The sequence below is a fragment of the Chromobacterium sinusclupearum genome, from assembly GCF_002902845.1.
GTDB lineage: Bacteria > Pseudomonadota > Gammaproteobacteria > Burkholderiales > Chromobacteriaceae > Chromobacterium > Chromobacterium sinusclupearum.
The window spans coordinates 313,798-329,918 of the sequence record NZ_PPTF01000073.1 but is presented as its reverse complement, the minus strand read 5'-3'; the positions used below and the strand labels follow the sequence as shown (position 1 = coordinate 329,918).

At 62.9% G+C, this 16,121-nt stretch carries 17 protein-coding genes; 10 read left to right on the top strand and 7 right to left on the bottom strand.

The features are described from left to right. Positions 1 to 2 precede the first annotated feature (2 nt). From C2134_RS17315 to C2134_RS17300, 4 genes are read right to left on the bottom strand one after another with little or no spacing between them, the layout of a single operon-like run. Positions 3 to 524 carry an RDD family protein gene (locus C2134_RS17315; RefSeq protein WP_103321343.1) on the bottom strand — a complete coding sequence of 174 codons (522 nt, stop codon included), beginning with the start codon at positions 522 to 524 and terminating at the stop codon, positions 3 to 5. Continuing rightward, positions 521 to 919: a DUF3106 domain-containing protein gene (locus C2134_RS17310; protein ID WP_103321342.1), complete on the bottom strand. Its 399-nt coding sequence runs from the start codon at positions 917 to 919 to the stop codon at positions 521 to 523. Before C2134_RS17310 ends, C2134_RS17315 begins: the two co-directional genes overlap by 4 nt. Continuing rightward, the gene (locus C2134_RS17305; RefSeq protein WP_158248801.1) at positions 912 to 1,292 is read right to left on the bottom strand and encodes a DUF3619 family protein; all 381 of its coding nucleotides are present in this window, start codon (positions 1,290 to 1,292) and stop codon (positions 912 to 914) included. The genes C2134_RS17310 and C2134_RS17305 overlap by 8 nt, the downstream gene beginning before the upstream one ends. Next, positions 1,289 to 1,855, bottom strand: a complete 567-nt coding sequence (locus C2134_RS17300; protein WP_103321340.1) for an RNA polymerase sigma factor — start codon at positions 1,853 to 1,855, stop codon at positions 1,289 to 1,291. Before C2134_RS17300 ends, C2134_RS17305 begins: the two co-directional genes overlap by 4 nt. A gap of 192 nt (positions 1,856 to 2,047) precedes the next feature. On the opposite strand from C2134_RS17300, the gene ilvB reads away from it, so the two are divergent. From ilvB to ilvC, 3 genes are read left to right on the top strand one after another with little or no spacing between them, the layout of a single operon-like run. Next, positions 2,048 to 3,814 carry a biosynthetic-type acetolactate synthase large subunit gene (gene ilvB, locus C2134_RS17295; protein WP_103321339.1) on the top strand — a complete coding sequence of 589 codons (1,767 nt, stop codon included), beginning with the start codon at positions 2,048 to 2,050 and terminating at the stop codon, positions 3,812 to 3,814. Between the two features lie 10 nt (positions 3,815 to 3,824). Next, the gene (gene ilvN / locus C2134_RS17290; RefSeq protein WP_043621423.1) at positions 3,825 to 4,316 is read left to right on the top strand and encodes an acetolactate synthase small subunit; all 492 of its coding nucleotides are present in this window, start codon (positions 3,825 to 3,827) and stop codon (positions 4,314 to 4,316) included. A 47-nt stretch (positions 4,317 to 4,363) separates the two neighbouring features. Then, positions 4,364 to 5,380 carry a ketol-acid reductoisomerase gene (ilvC, locus tag C2134_RS17285; protein ID WP_103321338.1) on the top strand — a complete coding sequence of 339 codons (1,017 nt, stop codon included), beginning with the start codon at positions 4,364 to 4,366 and terminating at the stop codon, positions 5,378 to 5,380. A gap of 69 nt (positions 5,381 to 5,449) precedes the next feature. Here ilvC and C2134_RS17280 read toward each other — a convergent pair whose 3' ends face one another. Continuing rightward, positions 5,450 to 6,127, bottom strand: a complete 678-nt coding sequence (locus C2134_RS17280) for a transaldolase family protein (RefSeq protein WP_158248800.1) — start codon at positions 6,125 to 6,127, stop codon at positions 5,450 to 5,452. 93 nt (positions 6,128 to 6,220) lie between these two features. Then, positions 6,221 to 7,063 carry an archaetidylserine decarboxylase gene (gene asd, locus C2134_RS17275; protein ID WP_103321434.1) on the bottom strand — a complete coding sequence of 281 codons (843 nt, stop codon included), beginning with the start codon at positions 7,061 to 7,063 and terminating at the stop codon, positions 6,221 to 6,223. Between the two features lie 240 nt (positions 7,064 to 7,303). Between asd and C2134_RS17270 the strand changes: the two genes are divergently transcribed. Further along, positions 7,304 to 9,091, top strand: a complete 1,788-nt coding sequence (locus C2134_RS17270; protein ID WP_103321336.1) for a 2-isopropylmalate synthase — start codon at positions 7,304 to 7,306, stop codon at positions 9,089 to 9,091. Positions 9,092 to 9,590: 499 nt separating this feature from the next. Next, the gene (bioD, locus tag C2134_RS17265; protein WP_103321335.1) at positions 9,591 to 10,223 is read left to right on the top strand and encodes a dethiobiotin synthase; all 633 of its coding nucleotides are present in this window, start codon (positions 9,591 to 9,593) and stop codon (positions 10,221 to 10,223) included. Here the strand turns inward: bioD and C2134_RS17260 are convergent. Further along, positions 10,205 to 11,524 carry an HD-GYP domain-containing protein gene (locus tag C2134_RS17260; RefSeq protein WP_103321334.1) on the bottom strand — a complete coding sequence of 440 codons (1,320 nt, stop codon included), beginning with the start codon at positions 11,522 to 11,524 and terminating at the stop codon, positions 10,205 to 10,207. The two genes, bioD and C2134_RS17260, sit on opposite strands and share 19 nt — an antisense overlap. A gap of 219 nt (positions 11,525 to 11,743) precedes the next feature. Here C2134_RS17260 and coxB point away from each other — a divergent pair, with 219 nt between their 5' ends. The 5 genes from coxB to C2134_RS17235 are packed head-to-tail and all read left to right on the top strand — an operon-like array spanning position 11,744 to position 16,121. Continuing rightward, positions 11,744 to 12,865: a cytochrome c oxidase subunit II gene (gene coxB / locus C2134_RS17255; RefSeq protein WP_103321333.1), complete on the top strand. Its 1,122-nt coding sequence runs from the start codon at positions 11,744 to 11,746 to the stop codon at positions 12,863 to 12,865. A gap of 18 nt (positions 12,866 to 12,883) precedes the next feature. Further along, on the top strand, positions 12,884 to 14,521 hold the full coding sequence (gene ctaD / locus C2134_RS17250) for a cytochrome c oxidase subunit I (protein WP_103321332.1): 1,638 nt from the start codon (positions 12,884 to 12,886) through the stop codon (positions 14,519 to 14,521). A gap of 10 nt (positions 14,522 to 14,531) precedes the next feature. Continuing rightward, the gene (locus tag C2134_RS17245) at positions 14,532 to 15,080 is read left to right on the top strand and encodes a cytochrome c oxidase assembly protein (RefSeq protein WP_103321331.1); all 549 of its coding nucleotides are present in this window, start codon (positions 14,532 to 14,534) and stop codon (positions 15,078 to 15,080) included. Further along, on the top strand, positions 15,077 to 15,253 hold the full coding sequence (locus C2134_RS17240; RefSeq protein ID WP_103321330.1) for a DUF2970 domain-containing protein: 177 nt from the start codon (positions 15,077 to 15,079) through the stop codon (positions 15,251 to 15,253). Before C2134_RS17245 ends, C2134_RS17240 begins: the two co-directional genes overlap by 4 nt. Before the next feature lie 10 nt (positions 15,254 to 15,263). After that, complete coding sequence (locus C2134_RS17235; protein ID WP_103321329.1) at positions 15,264 to 16,121, top strand: cytochrome c oxidase subunit 3; 858 nt, start codon at positions 15,264 to 15,266, stop codon at positions 16,119 to 16,121.

The following is a 16,121-nucleotide window of genomic DNA, read 5'->3' as shown; positions in this document are numbered from 1 at the left end:
GCTTATTTGCCGCCGCGCGGCGGCTTGGGCAGCAGGACCAGCCGGGTGCCGGCCAGCCTGTCGTGCAGGTGGCGGCCTTCCTTGTCGTAGAAGCGGGCCAGGAAGGGCAGCAGCCACCAGATCAGCGCCAGCCACTTGGCCGCCGGATGGTCGCCATAGCTGCGCTGCCAGCCGAGGTAGGAGATCACCGGCAGGCCGACGAACAGCATCGCCGCGACGGCGAAGCGCATCAGCGCCTGCTGCCAGTTCAGCAGCCTGCCGTCGGCCGTCACCAGCCGGATATGCCAGGTCTTCATTGCGGCGGTTTGGCCGCTGCGCGTCCAGCAGTAGCCGAAGTAGGCGAACAGCACGCCGGCCGAGGCCAGCTGGATCAGGCTGTGCAGCAGCCAGGAGTCTTGGCCCAGCATCAGTTGCAAGGGGGTCAGCACGGCGCTGGTGATCAGCAGCATGGCGACGATCAGCAGCGATTCGTAGAACAGGCTGGCCAGACAGCGAGACAGGCTGGGGGCGGCGGTTTCGGTCATTGGGCGATGGAGGCGTCGGGTTGGGCGCGCTGCTGGCGCAGGCGCTGCATCACTTGCTCGCGCTGGTCAGGCGGCAGCTGCTGCAGTTTTTTCCAGTTGGCGCGGATTTCGTGGCGTTGCTGCGGCGTCAGCTCGGACCAGGCTTTCAGCTTCCGCTGCGCCCGCTGCTGCTGCTGAGGCGCCAGATTGGCGAAGCCAGGCACGATGGCCAGCAGGCTTTGTTTTTTGTCCGGCGAATAGCGGTTCCACTCGCCGGCCAGCGGCGCCAGCACCTGCTGTTGTTGACTGTCCAGCTGGTCCCAGCTCGGATTGGCGGGCGGAGAGGCCTGGGCGAACACGGGGCAGAGCAGACCGGCCAGGCACAAGGCGCTGGCCAGGTGTGCGGCCTTATTCATGCAGCCCCCGGCTGAAATGCGGCTCCAGCAGCGAGTTCAGCGGCAAATCCTGCGACAGCACCGTCGCGTCCACTGATTCCGATTCGGCCAGCAGCCCCTCGGCCAGCATCAGGCTGGCGGCGGCGATCGCGGCAAAACCGATGGCGGCCCCGCCGCGGCGCAGCATCACCAGATGGCGCTGCGCCCATAGCGCCAGCCGCTCGTGCAGGCTGACCGGCTCGGCGGCGCGCATATCATACTGTTGCATGGCGCGCTGGCGCGCGGCTCTCAGGCGCGCCAACTGCTGCGGCGTTGGGTCGGAGGACGGATTGTCGAGTATGCGGGTGATGTGATTCGGCAAATGGTCGCCCGGGCTATCTTTGGCGTGTTTCATAGCAGTACTCCCTTTTGCGCAAGGATGGCGGCCAGGGTGTGGTTGGCGCGCGAGCAATGCGTCTTCACGCTGCCTTCCGAACATCCCATCACGAGAGCGGTTTCGGCGACATCCAGTCCCTCCCAGTAACGCAGCAGAAAGGCCTCGCGTTGACGCGCGGGCAAGAGCTTAAGCGACGCGTCTATCATCTGCGCCACTTCCTTGCGCAGATACCATTTCTCCGGGTTGGTATGCGCCTCGTCGGCGGCCACATCCAGGGTTTCCAGCGGGTCCGGACTGTCGTCCTCGGCATGGGTAGGGATCAGCGACGACAGCAGGGTGCTGACGAAGCTGCGCACCTTGCTGCGACGGTAGTGGTCGCGGATGGTGTTCTGCAGTATGCGCTGGAAGATCAGCGGCAGTTCCTCGGCCGGCGCGTGGGCGTAGCGGTCGGCAAGCTTCATCATCGAGTCTTGCACGATATCCAGCGCGTTCTCTTCCTGCCGCACCGCGTACAGCGCCTGCTTGAAGGCGCGTTTTTCCACCGACTGGAGGAAGTCGGCCATTTCCTTGCGGCTTGCCATCTGTGCGTTTCGGGTTGATGCCAACCTGCGATGGTAACAGAGCAGGAATCACTCGGCTAGTCCGTTTTTTTGCCTGAAATTACCGGCAGTTAGCGCCATTTTGCACCTGCACAAAAGCACTTGACCGTGCTTTGAGCAATACGCTAAGGTCTTTGAGCAAACGGGATGAAATTAATACGAAACAGAGGCGATATGCAGATATCGGGCGCCGAAATAGTAGTCCGCTGCCTGCAGGAAGAGGGGGTCGAATTTGTTTTCGGCTACCCGGGTGGCGCGGTACTGGAAATATACGATGCCATCTTCCGGCAAGACAAGTTCAAGCACGTGCTGGTGCGACACGAGCAGGCCGCGGTGCATGCCGCGGACGCGTACTCGCGTTCCAGCGACAAGATAGGCGTGGCGCTGGTGACCTCCGGTCCCGGCGCGACCAATGCCGTCACCGGCATTGCCACGGCCTATATGGACTCCATCCCCATGGTGGTGATCTCCGGCCAGGTGCCGTCGCCGGCCATCGGCCTGGACGCGTTCCAGGAAGTGGACATGGTGGGCATCACCCGGCCTTGCGTGAAGCACAACTTCCTGGTCAAGGATGTGAACGAGATCGCCGCCACCATCAAGAAGGCGTTCTACATCGCCAAGAGCGGCCGCCCCGGCCCGGTGGTGGTGGATATTCCAAAGGACATCACCCAGCAGCGCGCGGAGTTCCGTTACCCGGACAGCGTGCATATCCGCTCCTATGTGCCGGCTACCCGCGGCCATAGCGGACAGATCAAGAAAGCGGTGAACCTGCTGCTTGAGGCGAAGCGTCCTTATATTTACGTCGGCGGCGGCGCCGTGCAGGGCCGCGCCGAGGCCGAGGTGACCGAGCTGGCGCGCCTGCTGAACCTGCCGTGCACCAACACGTTGATGGGCCTGGGCGCCTATCCGGGTTCGGACCGGCAGTTCCTCGGCATGCTGGGCATGCACGGCACCTACGAAGCCAACATGGCGATGCAGAATTGCGATGTGCTGGTGGCCGTGGGCGCGCGTTTCGACGACCGCGTCATCAGCGTGCCGTCGCATTTCCTCGGCCAGCCGAAGAAGATCATCCACATCGACGTCGATCCGTCGTCCATCTCCAAGCGCGTGCGCGCCGACATCCCCATCGTCGGCGACGTCAAGCTGGTGTTGCGCGAGATGCTGGATGTGCTGAAGCAGTCCGGCCAAAAGCCGGACGGTTCGGCGCTGAATCAATGGTGGCGGCAGATCGAGGAATGGCGCGGCCATAACTGTCTGCTGTACACCCCGTCAGACGACCTGATCAAGCCGCAGTACGTGGTGGAGCAGCTGTACCAGATCACCGGCGGACAGGCCATCATCACCTCCGATGTCGGCCAGCACCAGATGTGGGCGGCGCAGTACTACAAGTTCGACCGCCCCAAGCAGTGGTTGAACTCCGGCGGCCTCGGCACCATGGGCTTCGGCCTGCCGGCGGCCATCGGCGCGCAGCTGGCCAATCCGCATGCGCAGGTGGCCTGCATCACCGGCGAAGGCTCGATCCAGATGAACATCCAGGAGCTGTCCACCGCCAAGCAGTACCACACGCCGGTCAAGGTGGTGGCGCTGAACAACCGCTACCTGGGCATGGTGCGCCAGTGGCAGGAGTTCTTCTACGGCACCCGTTATTCCGAGTCCTACATGGACGCGCTGCCGGACTTCGTCAAGATCGCCGAGGCCTACGGCCATGTCGGCTTCAAGGTGGAGAACCCGGCCGATGTGGAGCCGGTGCTGCGCGAGGCGTTCAGCGACAAGCTGAAGGAGCGCCTGGTGTTCCTGGATTTCCGCACCGACCAGTCGGAAAACGTGTTCCCGATGATCCAGAACGGCAAGGGACTGGATCAGATGGACCTGCCGCCGCACATGCGCGACATCCAGCAGGTGCCTTTCGAGAACAACCGTGACTACGGCAATATGTGCTAAGGCGGCCGGCATGCGACATATCCTATCCATACTTCTGGAAAACGAAGCGGGCGCCTTGTCCCGCGTGGTGGGGCTGTTTTCGGCCCGCGCCTACAACATCGATTCGCTGACGGTGTCCACCACTGAGGACCCGACACTGTCGCGGATGACCATCGTCACCCACGGTTCCGACGAAGTCATCGAGCAGATCACCAAGCAGCTCAACAAGCTGATCGAGGTGGTCAAGGTGATAGACCTCAACGAATCCGAACACATCGAACGCGAGATGATGCTGATCAAGGTCCGCGCCCAGGGCAAGGACCGCGAGGAGATGAAGCGCATGGCCGACATCTTCCGCGGACGCATCATCGACGTGACGGAAAAGACTTACACCATCGAGCTGACTGGTACGAGCGAGAAGCTTGGCGCCTTTATCGAGGCGGTGGACCGTACAGTGATCCTGGAAACGGTCCGTACCGGCGCATCCGGCATCGGTCGCGGTGAGCGGGTTCTGAAAATCTGAGCAGGGCTGCAAGTCCCTTAGCAAACAAATATCAAGGACATTAGAGAATGAAAGTTTATTACGACAAAGACGCCGACCTCTCCATCATCAAGGGCAAGAAAGTGGCCATCATCGGCTACGGCTCGCAAGGCCATGCCCACGCGCAAAACCTGAAAGAATCGGGCGTCGACGTGGTGGTGGGCCTGCGCAAGGACGGCGCGTCGTGGAAAAAGGCCGAAGCAGCCGGCCACAAGGTCAAGGAAGTGGCTGACGCGGTGAAGAAGGCCGACGTGGTGATGATCCTGCTGCCGGACGAATCCCAGCCGGACGTCTATCACAAGGACATCGCGCCCAACCTGAAGAAGGGCGCGGCGCTGGCCTTCGCCCACGGCTTCAACATCCATTACAACCAGATCGTGCCGCCGGCCGATGTGGACGTGATCATGGTGGCGCCGAAAGGCCCGGGCCACACCGTGCGCTCCGAATACCTGAAGGGCGGCGGCGTGCCGACCCTGATCGCCGTCTACCAGGACAAGTCCGGCAAGGCGCGCGACATCGCCCTGTCCTATGCCGCGGCCAATGGCGGCACCAAGGGCGGCGTGATCGAGACCAACTTCCGCGAAGAAACCGAGACCGACCTGTTCGGCGAACAGGCCGTGCTGTGCGGCGGCGCCGTCGAGCTGGTGAAGGCCGGTTTCGAGACCCTGGTGGAAGCCGGCTACGCGCCGGAAATGGCTTACTTCGAGTGCCTGCACGAGCTGAAGCTGATCGTCGACCTGATGTACGAAGGCGGCATCGCCAATATGAACTACTCCATCTCCAATAACGCGGAGTACGGCGAGTACGTGACCGGCCCGGAAGTGGTGACCTCCGCCACCAAGGAAGCGATGAAGAAGGCGCTGTACCGCATCCAGAGCGGCGAATACGCGAAGATGTTCATCCTGGAAGGCAAGACCAACTACCCGTCCATGACCGCCCGCCGCCGCCTGACCGCCGCGCATCCGATCGAGAAGGTCGGCGCCGAGCTGCGCGCGATGATGCCGTGGATCGCCAAGAACAAGCTGGTGGACCAGTCCAAGAACTAATCTGTCGCTTGAATCGTTGGGAAAGACAAAGCCGGGCGCGATGCCCGGCTTTTTTGCGTCTGACTGGGCTTATTCGGTCAAGAACAGGGCGGAACGGGCCGTGAACGGATTGGCTTGCCATGCGCTGTCAAAGCGCGCCAGCGCGGCATCGACGTCCGGAGTGGAGGCGAACAGCTGGCGGTAGGTATCCGCCGGCAGCGTAACCGCGCCTATGCCCGCGCGGGCGCATTGCATGAATTGCTCAAGCGATTTGACCGCGGCGCCCATGATGAGGGTGCGTTTACCTTGGCGCTGCAGAATCTGCTGCGACTCCTGCAGCAGAAGGGCGGCGTCTCTCCCCGCCTGCTCGATGCGATTGAGGTAGGGCGCGGCGTAGTGGACCCCGAGCAGGCCGGCCATCACGATCTGGCGCGATTCGAAAATGGCGGTGGCCAGCGTGGGGATGCCTTCGCGCTCCAGCGCAGCCATGGTCTGGAAGCCATCGCCGATGGCGGGAATCTTGATGACGATGCGGTCGCTCTTGGCGGCAAGCCTTCGCGCCTGGCGCAGTTGCGAGGCGGAGTCGTCGCAGGTGACCTGTACCGCCAGTTTGCCCGGTTGCAGATCCAGCAGCGCATCCAGCACGCTTTCAACCGGCTGCTTGGCGGCGGCAAGGATGGACGGATTGGTCGTGACGCCGGCAAGCAAGCCGAGTTGTCGGGCATGGCGAATCAGCGAAAAGTCGATAGTGTCCAGCCAGATCTGCATGTCTGTTCCTTGATGTTCATCCATATCGATAAAAATGCGCGGCAGGGTCGGACGGATGGGCGAAAAAAACGGCGCTTTCGCGCCGTATTCGAATTAATCCGCCATCGCCTCGCCCAGCCGCACCGGCTTGGCCGGCTGCCATGAGGCGTTAAATTGCAGCGGGCCGGCCGGGAACAGCACCACCACGGTGGAGCCGAGCAGGAAGCGGCCCATTTCCTCGCCCTTGGCCAGGCGAATGTCCTGATCGCGGTAATCCCACTTATGTACGGCAGGGCGGCGCGGCGGGTTGACCACGCCGTGCCACACGGTGGCCATGCTGCCGACGATGGTGGCGCCCACCAGCACCATCACGAACGGTTGGCCTTGTTCGTCTTCGAACAGGCACACCACGCGCTCGTTGCGCGCGAACAGGCGGTCCACGCCGCGGGCCGTGGCCGGATTGACCGAGTACAGATCGCCCGGCACGTAAGTCATTTCCAGCAGCTTGCCGGCGCAGGGCATGTGGATGCGGTGGTAGTCGCGCGGGCTGAGATAGATGGTGGCGAAGTGGCCGTCATGGAAGCGTGCGGCCAGGGCCGCGTCGCCGGCCAGCAGCGCGGTGGCGCTGTAGTCGCGGCCCTTGGCCTGGAAGATGCGGCCCTGGTCTATCGGGCCGAACTGGCTGACGGCGCCGTCCACCGGGCAGACCAGCCGCGCATCGGCCAGCGGCCGCGCGCCGGGTTTCAGCGCGCGGGTGAAGAAATCGTTGAAGGTGGCGTAGGCTGCCGGGTCGCTGTTGGCGGCCTCGTCCATATTGACGTTGTAGCGGGCGATGAAGCGACGGATGGCCGCCGTGGTGACGCCGCCGCCTTGCCAGGAGGCGAAGCAGCCGGCCAGCCGGGTCAGCGCCAGCTTGGGCATCATATGTTGCAACAGCACAAACAGGCGTTCGGACACGGGCGCCCCCAATCAGTCTTAAACCGGCCATTGTAACCGATTTCTTGTCGGACAGCGTGGACGAGCCGTGGGTCCCTTTGTCTGAATGGTTAGTTTGCTTGTGCAAAATTCTACAATTTGTCTAAAAAATTCATATTTGACAGGGCGTGTGACGTAATTAACACAGTTATTGGACTTGAAATTTGACGAGATGTCTCTCGCTCGGTAGGCTGGTTCAAAACATGCTGCAGGAGCACATTGATGCAAGTGGATATTGAACGGCTGGTTGCGGACTTCGGCGGACCGAGCCATCTGGCCGACGAACTGAACCGACTGTTCCCCGACGAGCCGGTGAGCCGGGCAGCGATATACAAATGGAGGGAACGCGGCAGCCTGCCACTCGCCCAGCTGAGCCGGCTGGCGCAGCTGGCCGCCGGGCAAGGCAGGCGCTTTGATTTCAACGACTATCTGGTCGGCGAGCCGGCACAGGGAGCAGGGAGAACTATCGATATGGGCGACCGCCTCTACATTTTCGACACCACCTTGCGCGATGGCGAGCAATCGCCGGGCGCCTCGATGACCAAGGAAGAAAAGATCCGCATCGCGCGCCAGCTGGAGCGGCTTGGCGTGGACATCATCGAGGCCGGCTTCGCCGCCGCCAGCCCCGGCGATTTCGACGCCATTCACGCCATCGCCGAAACCATCAAGGACTCCACCGTCTGTAGCCTGGCGCGCGCCAACGAACGCGACGTGCGCGCCGCCGGCGAAGCCATCAAGCCGGCCGCGCGCGGCCGCATCCACACCTTCATCGCCACCAGCCCCATCCATATGGAGAAGAAGCTGCGCATGAGTCCGGACGAGGTGGTGGATGCGGCGGTGAAGGCGGTGAAGATCGCCCGCGAATACACCGATGACGTGGAATTCTCGGCCGAGGACGCCCTGCGTTCCGACATCGACTTTCTGGCGCGCATCTTCGGCGCGGTGATCGAGGCTGGCGCCACCACGCTGAACGTGCCGGACACCGTCGGCTACGCCGTGCCGCGCCTGACCGAGGCCTTCTTCCGCGAGCTGATCGCCCGCACGCCGGGCGGCGACAAAGTGATCTGGTCCGCTCACTGCCACAACGATTTGGGCATGGCGGTGGCCAACAGCCTGGCGGCGGTGCTGGGCGGCGCGCGCCAGGTGGAGTGCACCATCAACGGCCTGGGCGAGCGCGCCGGCAACGCCAGCTTGGAAGAGATCGTGATGGCGGTGAAGACCCGCCGCGACGTGTTCGGCGTCGACAGCATGGTCGATGCCACCCAGATCGTGCCAGCGTCCAAGCTGGTGTCCACTGTCACCGGCTACCCTGTGCAGCCGAACAAGGCCATCGTCGGCGCCAACGCCTTCGCCCACGAGTCCGGCATCCATCAGGACGGCGTGCTCAAGCACCGCGAAACCTACGAGATCATGTCGGCCGAGTCGGTGGGCTGGAGCGCCAACCGCCTGACCCTGGGCAAACTGTCCGGCCGCAATGCCTTCAAGACCAAGCTGGCCGAGCTCGGCATCGTGCTGGACAGCGAGGAGGCCTTGAACGCCGCCTTCGCCCGCTTCAAGGAGCTGGCCGACAAGAAGCGCGAGATTTTCGATGAAGACCTGCACGCGCTGGTGTCGGACCAGATGGTGGCGATCGAGCAGGAGCATTACAAGTTCGTGTCGCTGCGCATCGCCACCGAAACCGGCGAAGCGCCGCAGGCCAATATCGTGTTTGTCGAGCATGGCCAGGAACGCCATGCCGAATCCAGCGGCTCCGGCCCGGTGGACGCCGCCTTCAAGGCCATCGAGAGCGTGGCCGGCAGCGGCGCCGAACTCGAATTGTACTCGGTCAACGCCATCACCAAGGGCACCGAATCGCAGGGCGAAGTGACCGTGCGCCTGGCGCGCGACGGCCGCATCGTCAACGGCCAGGGGGCCGACACCGACATCATCGTGGCCAGCGCCAAGGCGTATCTGTCGGCGCTGAACAAGTTGTCCACCGCGGAGAAGGTCAGCGCCCAGGCCATCGTTTAAACAGTTTGTTTTCCCGGCGCGGCCAGACGGCGCCAAAGGGAGGCGGCAAGGTTTTCCATCCCGGCCTTGTCGTTGCGCCCCGCGGACCGTTTCGCCCAGCCAAACAGGTTTTCACTTCATCCGCGCGTGAAATCCTGCGCAGGCCTACCCGGCCAAACCCATCGCGCCCCTGCCCACAAGGCCGACGGCACGACGCCGACCCACAAGGTCGGCGTTGGCACGTCGAGGGCGCGGTTGGCCTTGCCTGAATGGGGCAGGGTTTTTGAATAAGACTTTTTGCGCGGCTCAAAGATAGTCCAAAACACAATTCGTTTAATCAGGCGGCTTGTGTTTGGCAGCCCTATCCCCCCGATGCAGACCCTGCCGCTTGGCGTGCGGGCAAGGGTGGACACCCAAGCCCTGCGCGTGGAATTGCTGGAAGATTGGCGCGGGCTGGTGTAGAACATCGGTCCCGGCCGGCACGCGGCCGGCGATTCTATGGATGATTGGGGGAGCGAGCATGAGCCAGGGCTATTTCATCACCGGCACCGATACCGAGATCGGCAAGACCCATTCCGCGGTCGAGCTGATCCGCCTTTACCAAAGCCAGGGCAAGCGCGTGCTGGCGATGAAGCCGGTGGCGTCCGGCTGCGAGATCTTGTCGGACGGCAGCTGGCATAACGACGACGTGGCGCGTCTGACCGCCGCCACCGGTCAGACGGACCTGGCGCTGATGAACCCGTATCGTTTCCTGCCGCCGGTGTCGCCGCACATCGCCGCGCGCCAGGCCGGCGTGGAAATCGATCTCGCGCGCATCGGCGAGCATTACCGCTGCTTGCACGATCAGGCCGATATCGTGCTGGTGGAGGGGGCGGGCGGCTGGTTGGCGCCGTTGTCGGACAGCCTGTTCATGGCCGACCTGGCGCTGAGTCTGGCGCTGCCGGTCATTCTGGTGGTGGGCATGCGGCTGGGCTGCATCAACCATGCGTTGCTGACGGCGCGCGCGGTGCGCGACAGCGGCCTGGAATTGGCTGGCTGGGTGGCGAACTGCGTGCAGCCGCCGCAGGCAGCCTACGCCGAAAACCTGGACACGCTGAAGCGCCATATTCCGGCGCCGCTGCTGCTGGAAATCCCCTATCGCCCCGGCTGCTGATAGCCAGAGCCGTCCCCTGCAGGCGGCGCTGCCGGCGTTTCGTTCTCCATCAGGGCCTTGATCAGGGCGGTGAAACGCACGCGTTCGTGCTCGTGCAGCTTGTCGATGCGCAGCGTGATCTGTCGCGCCAGATTGCGCAGCCGCCAGCGCGTTTCGCCCATCACGCACCATAGCTCGCGCGACAGTTCTTCGTTTTTCTGCGTCGGGGGCGATTCGCTCATGGCGGTGTTGGAGAGCGCGCGCTGAATGGTGTTGAAGCGTTTCATGCTGCTGTCGAGCAGGCGGCGCGCGTGGGCGGACAGGCCGACGTCCAGTTCGGCCATCGCCCAGAAGCGCTGGGTCAGCCGGCCTATCTGCTGCAGCAAGGTCTGCAGCTGCCCGGGCAAATCAGACAGGTCCAAGACCGGCGGCGCCGCTTTGCCGCCTTGCCGGCCAACCCGGCACAAGGTGGACGCGATGTCGCTATTGAACTCTCCCGGCAGGATTTTCAGTGCGATGTCCAATCGCTGCGGCAGGTAGGGGACATGCCGCTGCAACTGGCAGAAGGTATCGGCGAGCATCAGGATCTGGCCGCCCTTTTCCAGCTTGCCGGCTAGCGCCCCCAGCGGATAGCCGCTGCCGTCCAGCCGCTCATGATGCTGCAGGATGGCGAGCGCCGCCGCCTTGGGCTGCTGCAGCTCGCCCAGCATCAGCAATAGCTGGCACCCCAGCAGCGGATGGTTGACGACGTGATGCCATTCCTCCGCTTGCAGGGTGCGTTCGGCGGATAGATAGGTTGGGTCGATATACAGTTTGCCGATATCGTGCAGCAGTCCGGCCAGGGCGACTTGCTGCTGTTCCTGCGCCGGCAGGTGGAGTTGCTTGGCCAGGCTGATCGACACCAGGCAGACGAGCAGGGCGTGGTCCAGCTCTCCGCGCTGGTGCAGGATGGCCAGCCAGACGGCGATGGCGCCTTTCAACGGCAACTGCTTGAGCATGGCGATGCAGACCGCGCAGCCGTCATTCTGCTCCAGCAGCGCATGCAGAAAACGCGAATCCTGCAGCAGCTCCCAGCTGCGTTGCTGCAGCAATGTCCGCGGATCGAACGCCTCCAGCTGCAGCAGCTTTTCCAGGGGCTGCTGCAGTCGTCGCTGCGGCAGCAGCGTCATCCAGCTGGCGTCGGTGGCGCTGCCGGCCGGCAGCAGCATTTTGCCATCGCTATCCAGCGCATCCTTGGCCAGAACCGGTCGATAGTCCTCTCCTAGGGCCAGCAAGTGGCTCAGCCAGTAGGAATTGACCGTGGTGAAGTCGTGGTCGCGCATGGGAGAAGGACATTAAACCGAAGCGTGATGTCTTTCAGTTAAGGCGATTTGACCGAGCATGCAAGCCTGCGGTTAGTACTTATCCGTATGTCTCGTTTCGCTACGCTGCAACATGACGCTTTCTTGTTTTTCCCGCGCGACTTCCTACGATGAAAGCATGCCGGCATAGCCGGCGCGCAGTGCATGCATTGTTTGGTCATTTGACCTTGGGGGAGCGACATGTCTTGTCCGCGCATTCCTGTTTCTTGCTGTCTGGCGCTGATGGCGCCGGCCGCGCTGGCGGCTGAGTACAATCTGCAGCCGCCGGTCACCCCGCTGGCGCGCACCGAGTACCACTTGCACACCTTGCTGTTGATCATCACCGGCGTGATCTTCCTGCTGGTTTTCCTGGTGATGCTGTATTCCATTATTCGCCACCGCAAGGCCGCCGGCCACGAAGCCAAACAGTTCCATGAAAACACCACGGTGGAGATCATCTGGACCATCGTCCCGTTGCTGATCCTGGTGCTGATGGCGCTGCCGGCCACGCGCGCCGTGTTGGCGCAAAAGAGCACGCGCAGCGAGGACATGACGATCAAGATCACCGGCTACCAGTGGAAGTGGCGTTATGACTACCTGGATGACAACTTCGGCTTTGTCAGCCACCTGTCCACGCCGCGCGACCAGATCGAAGGCCGCGCGCCGCCCAGCGGGAATTATCTGCTGGAGGTCGACGAGCCGCTGGTAGTGCCCACCAACCGCAAGATCCGCCTGCTGCTGACCGCCAACGACGTGATTCACTCCTGGTGGGTGCCGCAGCTGGGCGTCAAGCAGGACGCCATTCCCGGCTTTTTGCGCGACAGCTGGATGCTGATCGAGCAGCCCGGCACCTATCGCGGCCAGTGCTCGGAGCTGTGCGGCAAGGACCACGGCTTCATGCCTATCGTGGTGGAGGCCAAATCGCCGGAGGACTACGCCAAGTGGCGCGAGGCCAAGCTGAAGCAGCTGGCCGCCAGCGCGGACGATCCCAACAAGATATGGCAGCTGGCCGAGTTGAAGGCCCGCGGCGAGAAGGTCTACACCCAGAACTGCATCCCGTGCCATCAGGCCAACGGCAAGGGCATTCCAGGCGCCTTCCCGGCGCTGGACGGTTCGCCCATCGCCACCGGCGACAAGGCCGCCCATATCGAGATCGTGCTGTACGGCGGCAAGAAGAATCCGGCCATGGCGGCCTGGGGCAAGCAATTGTCCGATACCGACATCGCCGCGGTCATCACCTACGAGCGCAATAGCTGGGGCAACCATACCGGCCAAGTCGTGCAGCCCAAGGAAATCAAGGCTGCGCGGGGCAAGGCGGCATAGCAAGGAGGAGGCGGCGTCATGGCAATCGCGGAAACCACTCACGCCGGCGGCGCGCACCACGGCAAGCCGCACGGCATCATGCGCTGGCTGATGGCCACCAACCACAAGGACATCGGCACGATGTACCTGTGGTTCTCGTTCACCATGTTTCTGTCCGGCGGCGTGCTGGCGCTATGCATCCGCGCCGAGCTGTTCAGCCCCGGGCTGCGCTTCTTCCAGCCGGAGCTGTTCAATCAGCTGACCACGCTGCACGGCCTGATCATGGTGTTCGGCGCCATCATGCCGGCCTTCACCGGCATGGCCAACTGGATGCTGCCCTTGATGATAGGCGCGCCGGACATGGCTTTTGCCCGGATGAACAACTGGAGCTTCTGGCTGCTGCCGCCGGCGGCGCTGCTGTTGCTGCTTTCATTCGCGGTGCCGGGCGGCGCCGCGGCGGCTGGCTGGACCTTGTATGCGCCGCTGTCCACGCAGATGGGCATAGGCATGGACATGACCATCTTCGCCATCCATATCCTGGGCATCAGTTCCATCATGGGGTCGATCAACATCATCGTCACCATCCTGAATCTGCGGGCGCCCGGTATGACCATGATGAAGATGCCGATGTTCGCCTGGGCCAGCCTGATCACCGCCTACCTGATCATCGCCGTGATGCCGGTGTTGGCCGGTGTGGTGACCATGGTGCTGGCCGATCGTCATTTCGGCAGCCACTTCTTCAATGCCGCCGGCGGCGGCGACCCCATTCTGTACCAGCATGTGTTCTGGTTCTTCGGCCACCCCGAGGTCTACATCATGGCGCTGCCGGCCTTCGGCATCGTCAGCCAGGTGATTCCCACCTTCGCCAGGAAGCCGCTGTTCGGCTACACCTCGATGGTGTACGCCACCAGCTCCATCGGCGTGCTGTCTTTCATGGTGTGGGCGCACCATATGTTCGCCACCGGCATGCCGGCCACCGCCCAGCTGTTTTTCATGTACGCCACCATGCTGATCGCGGTGCCCACCGGCGTGAAAGTGTTCAACTGGATCGCCACCATGTGGCAGGGCGCCATGACCTTTGAAACGCCCATGCTGTTCTCCATCGGCTTCATTTTGTTGTTTACCATCGGCGGCTTGTCCGGCATCACGCTCAGCGTGGCGGCGGTGGACATCCAGCTGCATGCCAGCTACTACGTGGTGGCACATTTCCATTATGTGCTGGTGGCCGGCGCGCTGTTCAGCCTGTTCTCCGCCATCTACTACTGGTTCCCCAAAATGAGCGGCAAGATGTACCACGAGGGGCTGGGCAAGTTCCATTTCTGGTGGTCGATGATCTGGTTCAACGTCACCTTCTTCCCCATGCATTTCCTGGGCTTGGCCGGCATGCCGCGGCGGATTCCGGACTATGCTTTGCAGTTCACCCAATTCAACCAGATCGCCAGCATCGGCGCCTTCATGTTCGGCCTGGGCCAGTTGATCTTCCTGTTCAACATCCTGCACTCGCTGCGCTATGGCAAGCCGGCGCCGCAGCGGCCGTGGGAAGGCGCGAATACCTTGGAGTGGGAGCTGCCGACGCCGGCGCCGTACCATACTTTCGAGCAGGCGCCGCAGATTGAGAGCGGCGAAAACGGCGTGATCCGGTCTTACCGGGAGGGCGGGGCGCACCCGCGCCATTAGGGTGCTTGTCATGGATGCCACCCGGACCCTGCATCGCAACCGCCAGTTGCTAGGCAAGCTGGCGCTGATCGCCACCATGATGTTCGGCTTTGCCTGGGCGATGATTCCGCTGTACCGCATCGTTTGCGAGCAGACCGGCCTCAACGACGTGGTGAAGGCCGATGCGTTGGAGCGGGACGATCTGGTCGCGGGGGCGGCAACGGTGGCCATGACTTTCGATGCCACTGTGCAGGCCGGGCTGCCCTGGCAGGTCAGGCCGCTGACCACGCATCTGAAGGTCAAGCCTGGCACTTTTGTCCAGGTGCAGTACCAAATCACCAATGCCAGCCCGCACACGGTGGTGGGGCAGGCCTTGCCGCGCTACTTGCCGGCTGAGGCCGGGGCGTATGTGAAGAAGCTGGAGTGCTTCTGTTTCACTCAGCAACGCTTCGCGCCTGGCCAGACGCGAACCTTCCCGGTGGTGTTTGTGATCGACCGCAAGTTGCCGGCTTCGATCACCAGCATCACCTTGGCTTACACCATCTTTGATGTGCCGGGGCAGGACGGCCGGGCGTCATGAACTGGACACAGGGCGTAAAGGCGGTGTTGGGAGCATTCATCGGCGTGCGCCAGGGCGACGCCGCGCGGCAGGATCAGTCGCTGAAACCATGGCAGCTGATCGTCACCGCGTTGTTGTTGATGTTGGCGTTGATTGTCGCGCTGTTGTTGCTGGTGTCCTGGGTAACGCGCTAGGAGGAATGGTATGGCAAGCGTTGAGGAGCAGGATCGTTATTTTGTGCCGCAGCCGTCGCGTTGGCCCATGGTGGGGGCGGTGGCGCTGTTCTGCATCGGCCTGGGCGCGGCGTTTGCCGTCAACGGCATGCTGCTGGGCAAGCTGTCGCTGGCTTTGGGCTTTCTGATACTGGTGTTCATGTTGGTGGGATGGTTTGGTGATGTGATCCGCGAAAACCGGCTAGGCGTCTATCTGGGGCGAGAGGACATGTCGTTCCGCTGGGGCATGGGCTGGTTCATTTTTTCCGAAGTGATGTTCTTCGGGGCCTTCTTCGGTGCGCTGTTCTGGGTGCGCACGGTGTCGGTGCCGTTGCTCGGCTCGCTCGATTACAAGATGCTGTATCCGGATTTCGAGGCCGCATGGCCGCTGTCCACCGGGCCGGGCATCACCCAGGCCTATCAGGCGATGGAGCCCTGGGGCTTGCCGGCGCTGAATACGCTGATCCTGCTGAGTTCCGGCGCCACAGTCACCTGGGCGCACTGGGGGCTGCTGCAAGGCCAGCGCAGGCAATTGAAGCTGGGGCTGTTTCTCACGGTGCTGCTCGGATTCACGTTCCTTGGCTTGCAGCTGCACGAATATGGCCACGCCTTCAGCCATCTGCACCTGACGCTGGCGTCCGGCGCTTATGGCATGACATTTTTCATGCTGACTGGTTTTCACGGGCTGCATGTGCTGTTGGGATCGATCATCCTGTTCGTGGTGTGGCTGCGTTCGCTGAAGGGCGATTTTGACGCCAGCCACCACTTCGCCTTCGAAGCCGCCAGTTGGTATTGGCACTTCGTCGACGTGGTGTGGCTGCTGCTGTTCATCTTCGTTTACTGGCTGTGA